The 14,313-nt window shown below is 32.8% G+C and carries 14 protein-coding genes; all 14 read right to left on the reverse strand.

Annotated elements, in window-relative coordinates; all coding sequences use genetic code 11:
• Positions 1-481: 481 nt before the first annotated feature.
• Positions 482-778 (reverse strand): hypothetical protein, encoded by a 297-nt coding sequence (locus tag JX287_RS02120; protein ID WP_204641569.1) that lies wholly within the window; start codon positions 776-778, stop codon positions 482-484.
• Positions 778-1,470: an N-acetylmannosamine-6-phosphate 2-epimerase gene (locus JX287_RS02125; RefSeq protein ID WP_204641570.1), complete on the reverse strand. Its 693-nt coding sequence runs from the start codon at positions 1,468-1,470 to the stop codon at positions 778-780. The genes JX287_RS02120 and JX287_RS02125 overlap by 1 nt, the downstream gene beginning before the upstream one ends.
• A 4-nt stretch (positions 1,471-1,474) precedes the next feature.
• Positions 1,475-2,302 (reverse strand): carbohydrate ABC transporter permease, encoded by an 828-nt coding sequence (locus JX287_RS02130; RefSeq protein WP_204641571.1) that lies wholly within the window; start codon positions 2,300-2,302, stop codon positions 1,475-1,477.
• Positions 2,303-2,313: 11 nt separating this feature from the next.
• Positions 2,314-3,219 (reverse strand): carbohydrate ABC transporter permease, encoded by a 906-nt coding sequence (locus JX287_RS02135; protein ID WP_204641572.1) that lies wholly within the window; start codon positions 3,217-3,219, stop codon positions 2,314-2,316.
• 72 nt (positions 3,220-3,291) lie between these two features.
• The gene (locus JX287_RS02140; protein WP_204641573.1) at positions 3,292-4,593 is read right to left on the reverse strand and encodes an ABC transporter substrate-binding protein; all 1,302 of its coding nucleotides are present in this window, start codon (positions 4,591-4,593) and stop codon (positions 3,292-3,294) included.
• A 56-nt stretch (positions 4,594-4,649) separates the two neighbouring features.
• Positions 4,650-5,753 carry an ABC transporter ATP-binding protein gene (locus JX287_RS02145; RefSeq protein ID WP_204641574.1) on the reverse strand — a complete coding sequence of 368 codons (1,104 nt, stop codon included), beginning with the start codon at positions 5,751-5,753 and terminating at the stop codon, positions 4,650-4,652.
• Positions 5,754-6,290: 537 nt separating this feature from the next.
• Positions 6,291-7,607 (reverse strand): phosphopyruvate hydratase, encoded by a 1,317-nt coding sequence (gene eno / locus JX287_RS02150; RefSeq protein ID WP_048803384.1) that lies wholly within the window; start codon positions 7,605-7,607, stop codon positions 6,291-6,293.
• A 66-nt stretch (positions 7,608-7,673) separates the two neighbouring features.
• Complete coding sequence (gene tpiA, locus JX287_RS02155; RefSeq protein ID WP_204641575.1) at positions 7,674-8,438, reverse strand: triose-phosphate isomerase; 765 nt, start codon at positions 8,436-8,438, stop codon at positions 7,674-7,676.
• A gap of 26 nt (positions 8,439-8,464) precedes the next feature.
• Positions 8,465-9,661 carry a phosphoglycerate kinase gene (locus tag JX287_RS02160; RefSeq protein ID WP_204641576.1) on the reverse strand — a complete coding sequence of 399 codons (1,197 nt, stop codon included), beginning with the start codon at positions 9,659-9,661 and terminating at the stop codon, positions 8,465-8,467.
• A gap of 95 nt (positions 9,662-9,756) precedes the next feature.
• The gene (gap, locus tag JX287_RS02165) at positions 9,757-10,764 is read right to left on the reverse strand and encodes a type I glyceraldehyde-3-phosphate dehydrogenase (RefSeq protein WP_204641577.1); all 1,008 of its coding nucleotides are present in this window, start codon (positions 10,762-10,764) and stop codon (positions 9,757-9,759) included.
• Between the two features lie 13 nt (positions 10,765-10,777).
• The gene (locus JX287_RS02170; protein WP_204641578.1) at positions 10,778-11,824 is read right to left on the reverse strand and encodes a sugar-binding transcriptional regulator; all 1,047 of its coding nucleotides are present in this window, start codon (positions 11,822-11,824) and stop codon (positions 10,778-10,780) included.
• A gap of 168 nt (positions 11,825-11,992) precedes the next feature.
• Positions 11,993-12,619 carry an exonuclease SbcC gene (locus JX287_RS02175; protein ID WP_204641579.1) on the reverse strand — a complete coding sequence of 209 codons (627 nt, stop codon included), beginning with the start codon at positions 12,617-12,619 and terminating at the stop codon, positions 11,993-11,995.
• Between the two features lie 98 nt (positions 12,620-12,717).
• On the reverse strand, positions 12,718-13,680 hold the full coding sequence (locus JX287_RS02180; RefSeq protein WP_204641580.1) for an asparaginase: 963 nt from the start codon (positions 13,678-13,680) through the stop codon (positions 12,718-12,720).
• Positions 13,681-13,695: 15 nt separating this feature from the next.
• Positions 13,696-14,271, reverse strand: a complete 576-nt coding sequence (locus JX287_RS02185) for a beta-class carbonic anhydrase (protein ID WP_204641581.1) — start codon at positions 14,269-14,271, stop codon at positions 13,696-13,698.
• Positions 14,272-14,313: the final 42 nt, after the last annotated feature.

Raw genomic sequence — 14,313 nt, forward strand, 5'->3', positions numbered from 1 at the left:
TTTTTATAAAATATATTCTTATTTTTAATATTATTATACTTAGTGAATTCTTTATTTTTTACCTTTGTTTAATTTTAAATTTTATTAATTTAAATTATTATTTTCGTAATTATATTGAATATAGATTATAAAAATCTCTTTTCTTTAGTTATTTAATTTACATAAACAACTTCAAACACTGTGTGATATTCTTAGTTTTTTAATCTTTTACATATTAAAACTAATATGAATTTATCTATTACAATACACTGATTTTCATTTCTAAATCCAGTGGTTTATTGATATCTAAATTCACTTTATAAAAGTTTTGTAAGTATATGCGAGGGGGTCTCAATAGAATCTATTTCTCTGAAATCAAGATTTTTAACGCTTCCATCATACTTTTCACATTAAGACATAAAAAAAAAAAAAAATAAAGCTATAAATTAACTTGAAGTCACAAAAACATTTTTCAACTTCAAGCCAATTTTATAGCTCTACTTTATCTTCCTAATTTTATTTTAACTTTTCTAATCACAAAAACTAAAAGATTCATCATAATACTAGCAAAAACAATCGGCATATATACATTAAGCACTGATGCTCCTACTTCTTGTCCTTCTATTAATTTATAGTGTATTCCTATGAATAATACTGCCAACGCAAGCGCATTTATTAATAGTGGTGAAAGCCAAAGTTTTTTAAATGCTACATTTAAAATATGGGTAATAAACCAAGCTCCTAATATATACCATTTACTATATGTATACCAATACGCTAATAAAACTAATACACTCATTATCTCAACTCACTTAAAAACCTTGTCGCAATTTCTTGCGGTCTTGTTATTGCTCCACCTACAACTATACAATGCGCCCCCGCTTCAAGCGCTTGCTTCGCCTGTTGAGGTGTATGAATTTTACCTTCCGCGATAACCGGAACTTTTACATTTTCTACGATCTCTTTTACTAAGCCAGGATTAAATTGTTTTGAATCTTCCGTGTATGGTGTATATCCATTCATAGTTGTCCCAACAAAATCAACGCCAGCTTTTTCAGCTTCAATTGCTTCTTCTAAATTCGAAATATCTGCCATCAATAAGATATTCGGATATTTTTCTTTAATTTCTTTTACAAATTCACTTGGAGTTTTTCCATCTCCTCGCTCTCTATTTGTACAATCAAGAGCAATAATATCAGAACTAACTTCAACTAATTTATCAACCTCATCCATTGTAGCTGTTATATAAGAAGCGTATCCTTCATATGATTTTTTTATTATTCCAATTACTGGTAAATTTGTTTGTTCTTTTATTTGTTTGATATCTAAAACTCCTTGAGCTCTAATAGCTTTTACCCCTGCATTTTTAACAGCTTGCGCCATTAAACACATTACTCCACCTTCTTCTTTATATAAAGCTTCTCCTGGTAAAGCTTGACAAGAAACTATCATTTCTCCTTTTAGATATTCTAATAATTGTTGTTTGTCCATAAGATTATCCTTTCACCGCTCCTAAAGTAACACCTTGAGTAAAGTAATTTTGGAAACAGATGAACACAATTATCATTGGTAGTGAAGCTAATGATGCCCCTGCCATTAGTAATCCGTAGTCATTAGAGAACTCTTGACCTTGTGCTAATGCCGCTAATCCTAATGGTAATGTAGACATATCAGGTGTGTTAGAAAAGATTAATTGTGAGAAGTAATCATTCCAACTAGCAATAAATGTAAAGATTGCTAACGCACCAATACCCGGTTTAATAATCGGTAATGCAATGTTCATAAATGTTCTTACTTCACCGCAACCATCAATTCTTGCTGATTCCAGTAACTCCGTTGGAATCGCTTGAGAGAATTGTCTCATTAAAAATACTCCAAATGGCCACCCTACCGCTGGTAAAATCAATGCATAGTAAGTATTCATTAAGTTAAATTCAGTAATTAAGTTTAATAAAGGTATTAAAATTACTTGTTTTGGTAATGCCATCGCAGCAACAAAGACCATGAAAATTACTTTAACTCCTGGGAAATTTTTCTTAGCTAATGCATATCCTGCTAATGCCGATGTTGCACATACTAAGAATGTTGTCATAACTGAAATAAATACTGAGTTAAAGAACCATCTTAAAGTGTTTGATGTAAATAACTTTTCATAGTTTTCCAATGTTGGAGTTGATGGCCACCACTCAGGTGGAATTGTTATTGCTACATCTTGTAGTTTAAATGAACCCGATGCAATCCAATAAAATGGGAAAATAAAGAATATAGTTAACCCAATTAATATTATCATTGATACTATTTTAAAAATACTTATACCTTTCATTCTAAATCCTCCTAATCATTGTCTGTAGATAGAAACTTGAATTGTAAGATAGAAATTATTCCAATAATTACTGCAAGGATAATACCCATCGCACTAGCTACACCATGATTTCCGTTTTTAATTGCTGCTTCATATACTAAATACATAATTGTACTTGTTCCGTAGTTCGGTCCCCCAGCTGTTAATAACTGAATTAAGGCGAAAATTTGGAACGAGTTAATTGTTGTTACAACAACGATATATAATGTTGTCGGTTTAATCAGCGGCCAAGTGATTTTTGTAAATACTTGCCATTTTGTTGCTCCATCAATTTCTGAAGCTTCTAATAATTCTTTTGGTACGTTACCTAAAGCAGCAACATAAAGAATTATTGGTTGTCCTAATGAAGTAGTAATCAGAATCGTAATAATAGCATATAATGCTGTTTTCGGATTTCCTAACCAGTCGACATTTTCACTAATTAAGTGCATTGACTTAAATACATAATTTAAAATTCCATATTCTGGGTGATAAATCCAAGCCCACACTACAGTAACAGATACTACTGAAGAAATAGCTGGGATATAGAATACTCCACGGAAGAATGATCTTACAACTGCACTCTTATTATAAATTGTTACCGCAACAAATATTGAAACTAATACAACTATCGGTACTGCAACTACAGTTACAACAACTGTATTAATAAGAGATTTCATAAATGGTTCATGGATTGTTGCTCCATTCCCACTGAATAGTAAATCTGAATAGTGTTTCAATCCTACAAATACTGGATTTTTCTTAGCAAAACTATATAATGATAACTGAAGCCCACGTAACATCGGGACTAATACGAATGTTATGAAAAATAAACTAACTGGCAAAATAAATAGATATGCACTAAAGTCTATTTTTTTTCTTTTCTTAGTAGTTTTCATATAACCTCCTAAAAAATTTATTTTTTATCTGAAAAGGGGATAGAAGCAACTCTATCCCCTTCATACGTCAAATTACAATGCTTCTTTTATTGTTTTATTTGCATCTTCAACAAATTTATCTAATCCTTCTTTAGGTGTTGTTTTACCGTTTAATACACCTTGAACCATATTGAACCATAGAGGTCTCATTTTTGCGAATCCAGGAATAGTGTTGTAGTAAGTTGCATATTGTCCAGTTAATCCTTCAGCAAATTTAAGTTCTTCAGAATCATATAGTCCTGTTTCACCTTTTTTAGCTGAGAAGTTCCCAGATGCTAGTAATGTACGTTTACCCCAATCTTTATCATTAACCATGAAGTCTACGAATTTTTTAGCTGCTGCTGCTTTATCTACATCACCATTATCAAAAATAGCTGGTCCAGCAACTAAGTAGTCGTATTTAGCTTTTCCACCATTATTAGGGAATGGTAAGAATTTATAGTTAAATCCTGATGCGTGTGATGCTGCGATACCAGGTGAGAATAAGATTGTACTTGCTGCACGTCCTGATTTGAATGCTTCAAGAGCGTCTTTAGCTTCTAATGCGACACCTTGTCCTAATAATCCTTCATCATATGCTTTTTTAACCCATTCTAATCCTTTAACACCATTAGCATCGTTAATAGTGTATTTACTGTTAGCATCATCTGTAATCCAAGAGTTGTATAAATTTGCTACAAATGCTCTTGGTCCTTGGTCACCCGCTTGTGATTTAGTGTAGAATAAAGCTGGAGTGATACTTGAATCTTTTTGTTTAACTGCTTTTAAGAATTTTTCATATTCTTCAACAGTCCAACTTCTATCTTGTTTGTTAAGAGGTAGAAGATCTGTTACACCTAGTTTATCAGTTAAATCTTTGTTAACACCCATTAAGAATGGTGCTACACCTTGTGGATACATGTAAAGTTTATCTTTATAACTAGATGCTTTAACAGCTGCTTCACTTAATTTTGATTTATCAACATCATCTAATGGAACTAATAAATCTTTTGCTGCCCAAGCAATTACACGTCCTGGTGCATCATAGATTACGTCTGGAGCAGTTTTCGATTGAATAGCAGTTTCAATTTTAGCTGGCCCATCTGTAAATTCAATTTTTTGATAATTAACTTTAATATTTGGATTTTTCGCTTCGAATGCTTTTATTAACGCCGCATCGAATTCCTCAGTTTTCTTAAATTCTTTATCTTTTGTGAATTGTGGGAAGTCCCAATAAGTAATTTCTACTTTTTTGTTCGGGTCAGCTTGTTTTTCTTCTTTTTTACCACCCACACATCCTGTTAAAACAAGTGCAGTAGTTGCTGCTACAGCAAACAGTTTATTTATTTTTCTCATAATATGAGCCTCCTTATTTATTTTATTATTTTTAAAAATTTGACGTCTTATTTAAATTATTCTAAGATACTAAGCTCTGTATCTACATCGAAGAAGTGTGCTCTGTTCATATCTAAAGCAAATGTCAATTCATCACCCATTTTAATATTTTGTCTTGAGTGAACAATTGCTTTAATGCTTTCACCGTTTAAATCAGTGTGAACAATATATTCAGAACCTAATAATTCAGCAACAATTACTTTTGAAGTAATTTTAGCATGTGAATAAGTTTCTAATACTAGTGGATCATTTGAAATGTTTTCAGGTCTAATTCCTAAAACAACTTCTTTTCCTTCATAACCTAATTCTTTAAGTCTTTCATAATATCCAACTGGTATCTCTATCTCTCCTCCACCTTTTGTAACGAAGTTACCTTCTACAACTTTACCTCTCATGAAGTTCATCGTTGGTGCTCCGATAAATCCAGCTACAAATAGATTTTCTGGGTGATCGTATATATCTTTAGGACTACCTACTTGTTGAACTACACCTTTTTTCATTACAACAATTCTATCGGCCATTGTCATCGCTTCAGTTTGGTCATGCGTTACATATATTGTAGTTGCACCTAAAGTATTATGAATTTTGATGATTTCCGCTCTCATGTTACTTCTTAATTTTGCATCTAAGTTTGATAACGGTTCGTCCATAAGGAATACTTTAGGACTTCTTACAATTGCTCTTCCTAATGCAACCCTTTGTCTTTGACCACCAGAAAGTGCTTTAGGTTTTCTATCTAGAAGCTCTTCTAATCCTAAAATTTTTGCGGCTTCTTCAACTTTTGCTTTAATTTCCTCTTTTGGTACTTTTCTAAGTTTAAGAGCAAAAGCCATATTGTCAAAAACTGTCATATGAGGATATAAAGCATAACTTTGGAATACCATCGCAATATCTCTATCCTTAGGTTCAACATCATTAACTAATCTATCACCTATATAGAATTCACCTTCTGTTATGTCTTCTAAACCTGCAATCATCCTAAGAGTAGTAGATTTCCCACACCCAGATGGTCCTACGAATACTACGAATTCTTTATCTGCTACTTCTAAATTAAAATCTGTCACTGCACAGAAGCCATTATCATATTTTTTATAAATATTCTTTAATGATAAACTTGCCATATTAGCCTCCTATAAATTTAATATTTATCTTGTCACTAAAATAGTACCATATATGAAACCGTTTGTAAAGATATATATTTAATAATTTAATGTTGTAACTTTATAAAACAACTATTATTTTCACATTTCATTTAAACATTAATCAAACTTGTTACTTTATAAAATAAAGGGGATATCCTCAAAAAGAACATTTAATAATAAAAAACAAACATTTTTTAAATTTTATATTTATTATATTTTATAAGTTATTTAAATCTTAAATTTAACACGTTAACCTTAATCTGATTTTATATATCTATTTAAAGTATTTATATTTACCTATTTTCAATCTAAAATTATCTTATAGTTTGAAATACTTCATTGTAATCGTTTTATTGATATTTTTTTAAATCTGATTAGCCCAATACTGACTCTCTTTGTTATATTTTATTATGAAATATCCTTAATATATTTATATAATAAATTATATAAAACTATAATTTTTTCAAACTAAAAAAGCAAGAGCCTTTAGCTCTTGCTTCTTTTAAAATATTCTAATTAGCGTTTGATGTTGTAGAATGCTTGAACACCTGGGTATACAGCTGTAGCATCTAATTCATCTTCAATACGTAATAATTGGTTGTATTTAGCAATACGGTCTGTACGGCTAAGTGAACCTGTTTTGATTTGTCCTGCGTTAGTTGCAACTGCGATATCTGAGATTGTAGAATCTTCAGTTTCTCCAGAACGGTGAGAAATTACAGCTGTGTAACGAGCACGTTTAGCCATTTCAATAGCGTTTAGAGTTTCAGTTAAAGTACCGATTTGGTTAACTTTGATTAGGATTGAGTTACCAACACCTTGTTCGATACCTTGTGATAATTTTTTAGTGTTAGTTACGAATAAATCGTCCCCTACTAATTGCACACGGTTACCGATACGGTCTGTAAGTAATTTCCATCCTTCCCAGTCGTTTTCATCCATACCATCTTCGATAGTGATGATTGGGTATTTGTTTACTAATTCTTCTAAGTAATCAACTTGTTGTGCTGAAGTACGAACTGCTCCACCTTCACCTTCGAATTTAGCGTAGTTGTATACTCCGTTTTCGTAGAATTCAGAAGACGCACAGTCAAATCCTAAGAATACATCTTTACCTGGTTCTAATCCAGCAGCTTTAATTGCAGCTAGGATAGTTTCAACAGCATCTTCAGTTCCTTCGAATGTTGGAGCGAATCCACCTTCGTCACCTACTGCAGTTGATAAACCACGGTTGTGTAATAATTTAGCTAAGTTGTGGAATACTTCAGCTCCCCAACGTAAAGCTTCTTTGAATGTAGGAGCACCTACAGGTAAGATCATGAACTCTTGGAATGCGATTGGAGCATCTGAGTGAGATCCACCGTTTACGATGTTCATCATTGGAGTTGGTAATTCTTTAGAGTTAGTTCCTCCTAAGTATCTGTATAGAGGTACTCCTAAAGAATCAGCTGCAGCGTGAGCTACTGCTAAAGATACACCTAAGATAGCGTTAGCTCCTAGACGTCCTTTGTTTTCAGTTCCATCTAATTCGATCATAGCGTAGTCAATTCCTACTTGATCAAATACATCGAATTTACCTTCTAATAAAGGTGCGATTTCTTCATTAACGTTAGTTACAGCTTTAGTTACACCTTTACCTAAGTAACGCCCTTTGTCTCCATCACGTAATTCAACTGCTTCGTATTGTCCAGTTGAAGCTCCTGATGGTACTAATGCACGTCCAAATGCTCCTGATTCAGTTGTTACTTCAACTTCTACAGTTGGATTACCACGTGAATCTAAAACTTCTCTTGCATATACTTCTGCGATAATATCAAATGTTTTTGCTAACATTAACTTTCTCCTTGTTGTTTAAATTTATAATTCTATTATACTATAATTTATTTAATTTTGCTAAAATTAAGCTAATTTTCCACCTTCTAGAAGTGCTAAGAATGACTCAGCTTCTAGAGATGCTCCACCTACTAATGCACCATCAACATCTGGGCATGATAGGTATTCTTTAACGTTTTCAGGTTTAACTGATCCACCGTATTGAATACGAACTTTTTCAGAAACTTCTTTACCGTATAATCCTTCAACTACATCACGAACTGCTTTACACATTTTTTGTGCATCTTCTTTTGTAGCAGATTTACCAGTTCCGATAGCCCAAATCGGTTCATAAGCGATTACTGATGAAGCTACTTGTTCAGCTGTTAAACCAGCTAAAGCACCTTTTACTTGAGCTCCTACAAACTCAGCTGCTTTTCCTGCTTCGTATGTTTCAAGACTTTCTCCACAGCAGATGATTGGTAATAATCCATTAGCAAAGATAGCTTTTGCTTTTTTATTAATATCTTCATCTGTTTCGTGGAAGTAATCACGACGTTCAGAGTGACCGATTACTACATAGTTTACTCCCATTTCAGATAATACTTTAGGTGAAGTTTCACCTGTGTAAGCTCCTGAATTTTCAAAGTAACAGTTTTGAGCTGCAACTTTTAATTCAGTTCCTTCTGCCGCACTAAGTACTGCACTTAAATCTACAGATGGAGCTGCAATTCCTGCTTCTACTTTATCTGATGATGGTAATTTTCCAGCAAGAGCTTCAACAAACGCTTTAGCTTCTTGTGGGTTTTTGTTCATTTTCCAGTTTCCTGCGATAAATGGTAATCTTGACATAATGTTACTCTCCTTGAGTTTTAATATTATTTATTAGATAATGAATCAATTCCTGGTAATACTTTTCCTTCTAGATATTCTAGAGAAGCTCCGCCACCTGTTGAGATGTGTGAGAATTTCTCAGCATATCCTAAAGAAATTGCTGCTGTAGCACTATCTCCACCACCGATAATAGTAGTAGCACCTTCTAAGTTTGCGATAGCTTCACAAACACCAATTGTACCTTTAGCGAAGTTAGGCATTTCAAATACACCCATAGGTCCATTCCAAATTACTGTTTTCGCACCTTCAAGAGTTTTCTTGAATAATTCAACTGATTTTGGTCCGATGTCTAATCCTTCTTCATCAAGTTGAATATCACCTTGTGCTACACGACTTGGTGCATCGTTAGAGAATTCTTTAGCTACTACTGTATCGATTGGTAATACTAATTTTTCTCCTGCTTTGGCCATTAGTTCACGAGCATATTCAACTTTATCATTTTCACAAAGTGAAATTCCGATTTCTTTACCTTGTGCTTTCATGAAAGTATAAGCCATACCTCCACCAATAATTACTTTATCAGCTTTTTCTAATAAGTTTTCAATAACTGCAATTTTATCAGAAACTTTTGCTCCACCTAAGATTGCAACAAGAGGTCTTTCTGGGTTATCAACTGCTCCCCCGATAAATTTGATTTCTTTATCAACTAAGAATCCTGAAGCAGAGTTCCCTTCACCAATGTTAGATGCAATACCTACGTTTGAAGCATGAGCACGGTGAGCTGTACCGAATGCATCGTTTACGAATACATCCCCTAGAGAAGCCCAATATTTAGCAAGTTCTGGATCGTTTTTAGATTCTTTTTTACCTTCAACGTCTTCGAAACGAGTATTTTCGAACATTAAGATTTCTCCATCTTTTAACCCTTTAACTGCTTCTTCTAATTCAGCTCCACGAGTTTCAGCTACGAATTTTACTTCTTTACCTAATAATTCTGATAATCTAACAGCAACTGGTGCTAAACTTTTAGATGCTTTGTCAGCTTCTTCTTTAACACGTCCTAAGTGTGAGAATGCTACTACTTTAGCACCTTGATTTAAAGCATACTCAATAGTTGGTAATGCTGCAGTAATACGATTATCGTTTGTAATTTCACCATCTTTTAATGGCACGTTGAAATCAACACGCATTAAGACAGTTTTCCCTTGTAAGTTACCTAAGTCTTTGATAGATTTCTTCATGGAAAGCTCCTTTAATTTATATTTAGAATATATGAGACAAGATATAAGTCACTTATGACTTATATCTTATCTATTCTTCTATTACCTATTATAGATTATTTAATTAATCCTGCAAAGTATTTTAATGTTCTTACTAATTGAGATGTGTAAGACATTTCGTTGTCATACCAAGAAACAACTTTAACTAATTGTTTATCTCCAACTGTTAATACTTTTGTTTGAGTTGCATCGAATAATGATCCGTAAGAAATACCTACGATATCAGAAGATACGATTGGGTCAACGTTGTATCCGAATGATTCGTTAGAAGCAGCTTCCATAGCAGCGTTAACTTCTTCAGCTGTAACAGTTTTTTCTACTACTGCTACTAATTCAGTTAATGAACCTGTTGGTACTGGTACACGTTGTGCAGCTCCATCTAATTTTCCGTTTAATTCTGGAATTACTAATCCGATTGCTTTAGCAGCACCAGTTGTGTTAGGTACGATGTTTTCTGCTGCTGCACGAGCACGACGTAAGTCTCCACCACGGTGAGGCGCGTCAAGTGTGTTTTGGTCTCCAGTGTATCCGTGAATTGTAGTCATTAATCCTTCAACTACTGTGAAGTTATCGTGTAAAGCTTTAGCCATTGGAGCTAAACAGTTAGTTGTACAAGAAGCACCTGAGATAACTGTTTCTGTTCCGTCTAGAGTTTCGTGGTTTACGTTGTAAACGATAGTTTTAACGTCGTTTCCACCTGGAGCTGAGATAACAACTTTTTTAGCTCCTGCTTGAACGTGAGCTTCAGCTTTTTCTTTAGAAGTGAAGAATCCAGTACATTCTAATACTACATCGATTCCTAATTCTCCCCATGGTAATTCAGTTGGGTTAGGGTTAGCGAATGCTTTGATTTCTTTTCCGTTTACTACTAAGCTTCCTTCAGCTGCTGATACTTCTCCGTCGAAACGGCCTTGAGTTGTGTCATATTTTAATAAGTGAACTAGTTGGTTAACTGGTGTTAAGTCGTTAATCGCTACTACTTCAATTCCTTCTACGTTTTGGATTCTTCTTAAAGCAAGACGTCCGATACGTCCAAATCCGTTAATTGCTACTTTTACTGTCATTTTTTAGTTCCTCCTAAAAATTTTTATTAACTTTTTTTATTATTTTTTTGCAAATAGCCTCGTCAATAATTAATGTCGCGTTTGCTGGTTTAGTATTTAAGTAACTAAATACTGCATCAGCTTTCTCTTCTCCACCAACTATCGTAAAGACATTATCAATGCCATCAACATCTTTAAAACTCATACCTATAGTAGAGGTTTTAAAGATTTCACAGCCGTTTTCATCGAAATAACTTCCAAACGATTCACAAACAGCATTTTTTTCTTCCAATACTTTCAAAATATCTTTAGAAGATTTTCTTCTATTCGCCATTTCAAAAGCATTCCCTATACTATGGATAATTATCGATGTTTTACCTATAACATCAAGAGCATTTTTCACGACTGGTTCTTTTACAAGTTCTTCCAATGCTTTTTGTCCTATATTATCTGGTGCATGTAACAATTGATAATTATGCCCAGAATTTTTGGCCATCTTCGAGGCTATATCATTGGCTTGATATTCTGTATTTACTACAGATAAACCACCTCTTATTGGCGTTATAGTAACATCTTTTCCATAACCAAATGTTTCATTAGCTCTGCCGGCTATGTAGTACATCGTACTACCACCACTGACTCCAATTACGCATTCTTTAGTTATCTTAGCATTAACCTTATCCAAGAGTAAGTTAGTCATTTCTTCTCTAGTGGCCTCATTATTTATAAAGTCACCCGCTACAATATGAACTTGTTTTATCGAAAAATGATTTTTTATAAAACTTCTTTCCTTTGCAAAAGCATCATTTATAACTGTTTCTCTTATCTCCAGTAGAAGTTCTTCTCCTTTTTCCGTAAGATTCATTCCAGTAGCTTTCTTAGTTATTAACCCTAACTTGGATAAAACTTCACATTCCGTACGTAATTGTCTTTCCGTCATATTTATAAAGTTCAATAATGTTTTTCTTCCTACCGGTTGATTAACTTTTATTGCAATAAGCAATTCATACCTATTACTAAACTTCATAAACATATCAGGTACAAGTCTACTTTGCATATGTAACAAATGTAAAATATCCATCTTATATTTCCCCTGTTTATTCGAAAGTTTTTTTTGTGGGCACTCCCCGTCCAGTTAGGTCGTTTTTTGACCAACTTATTTCAAAAAAATAAACTTTCTGATTAAAATTATAGCGAAGACTTATAAAAAAGTCAAGTCTTTTCTATAAATTTAATCAAAAAATTCATCTTATTTCAATATTGTTAGTAATTCGATTAGAATAATGAAATAAAATACAAAAATCATTTCATATTCCTTATAATCAATCGGTAGACTAGAAATATATTGGCTAGGATAATTTACCTCGATATCTTTTTTTAAATTAGCAACATTTATATTATCAAAATTATATCTAGACAATAAATCATTTAATTCTTTATCGCTGTAGTAAAATATCTTCTTCACCTTTGATGAAAATAAACCATCTGCAAGTATAACATTCTCAATCACTGACAATACTGACAACAAATCACGTTGCCCATCTTTTGAATTCTCAGAAATTAATCCATATAACTTTTCCAATAAAAGTCTAGGTATTTTATATTTCAATTCTAATACTTCAAAATCAAATGTTTCAGTTTTTTTCTGAACTTTTGGTTTTGTGACATTTTTGTTTTTATCTATCTTTCCACCGTCTTTATCAACAAAAACTACAAACTTATCATCTATATCCAATATTTCATGTTTATTAAACTCAAATTCATCATCTAAATTCTCTAAAGTTTTCTCTTGATTTAATTTTTGGTATGGTCGCTTAAATTTATTATCTTCTAACAGATAAAATCCTCTATACGACTTATGATATTTAAATTTCAACTCTACACCTCTTTCCTAATTTAAATCATTTAATATACTACCATATTTATAAAAAATATTCAACCTTCTATATGTTTCAATAATTCATCATAGTTAGTTTAAAAATATTCCTTTAACCTATCATTACTAATTCCCGCTTCTAATAAAACTAATAATTTTATCCTTGCCTTTTGACCACTTAAACCCGTTGTAAAAATAACTCCATCTTGTTGGAATTTTTTTCCACCGCCTTCATAATCATAAACGTCTTGAGTAACACCATTAAATGCTCTCGAAACAAACACAACAGGTATATTATTTTTTAAACATTCTTTAATTGCTGGAACAGTTCTCGGTGGAAGGTTTCCTGCACCTAGCGCTTCAATTACTAATCCATCAGCTCCAAGGTTAGCTACCGCTGTAATAAGCTCCGCTCCCATACCAGCATATGCTTTTAATAAGAATACTTTCTTCCCAAAACCATCTACATCATAGTGTTCCTGTTTAATTAATTTTTGAAAATATATTACACTATTTTTCGAAACAAGTCCGATAGGTCCGAATGTCGGTGTTTGAAATGTCGCAACGTTAGTAGTATGTGTTTTTGTAACATAGGTAGCGGTATGAACCTCATCATTCATAACAACCAACACACCCTTGTCACTACTCTCATCACTAATTGCAACTACTAAAGAACTTCTTAAATTAGCTAGTCCATCAGCTCCTATTTCATTACTAGAACGCATCGCTCCTGTAACTACAACCGGGATATTGACATCTAATGTCAGCTCTAAATAATAGGCAGTTTCTTCAAGTGTATCTGTTCCATGCGTTACTACAACTCCATCATATCTCTCATTTACCGCTTCAACTATCCTATTCTTTATCCCTAACATTTCATGTTCTGTTATCTGAGGAGAAGCAAGATGATATAGATCTTCAACTACCAAATCTCCAAGATAAGAAAATATATTTCCTCCAGCTGCTATAGGATTCTTATCTGTAGGCGAAACTTTACCAGTTGTCTGATCTTCACTCATAGAAATTGTTCCACCTGTATTTAAGATTAATATTTTCTTCAAATTCCTATCCCCTTTCTATTTTCTTAGATTTTCATAACCATTAACAACTAAATCAACCTTCCCATTACTTGGATCTATTACTAAACCATGTACAGGAACATCCTTTGGTATTAATGGATGATTCATAATCATATTAACATCATGACTAACACTTTCTTCAACATCATCAAATCCATGTAGCCAAGTATTTAAATCAAGTCCAGAGTATTGAAGAATATCAATAGTTTCTTTCCCAACACCTCTATCTCGCATTTTTTCCATAATTAGATTAGTATCAATATTTTGCATACCACAGTCATGATGTCCCATAACTATAATCTCATCTGCTTTTAACATATATACTGCTATTATCAAACTTCTCATAATCGATCCAAAAGGATGAGTTAATATAGCACCTGCATTTTTCACAACTTTAACATCCCCTGAAGATAGATTCAAAGACTTTGTTGCAAGTTCAACTAACCTTGTATCCATACACGTAAACATTACTACTCTCTTGGCTGGATATTTATCTTCTGTTTTATATTTTTCATACTCTTCAAATTTAACGAAATACTCATTGTATTCTAACATTGAATCTAACAGTCTCATATCTTAACTCCTTTTGAAAATCATCATTTAAATTTTTCTTAT

The organism is Gemella haemolysans (assembly GCF_901873445.1).
In the GTDB taxonomy this organism is placed as follows: domain Bacteria; phylum Bacillota; class Bacilli; order Staphylococcales; family Gemellaceae; genus Gemella; species Gemella haemolysans_C.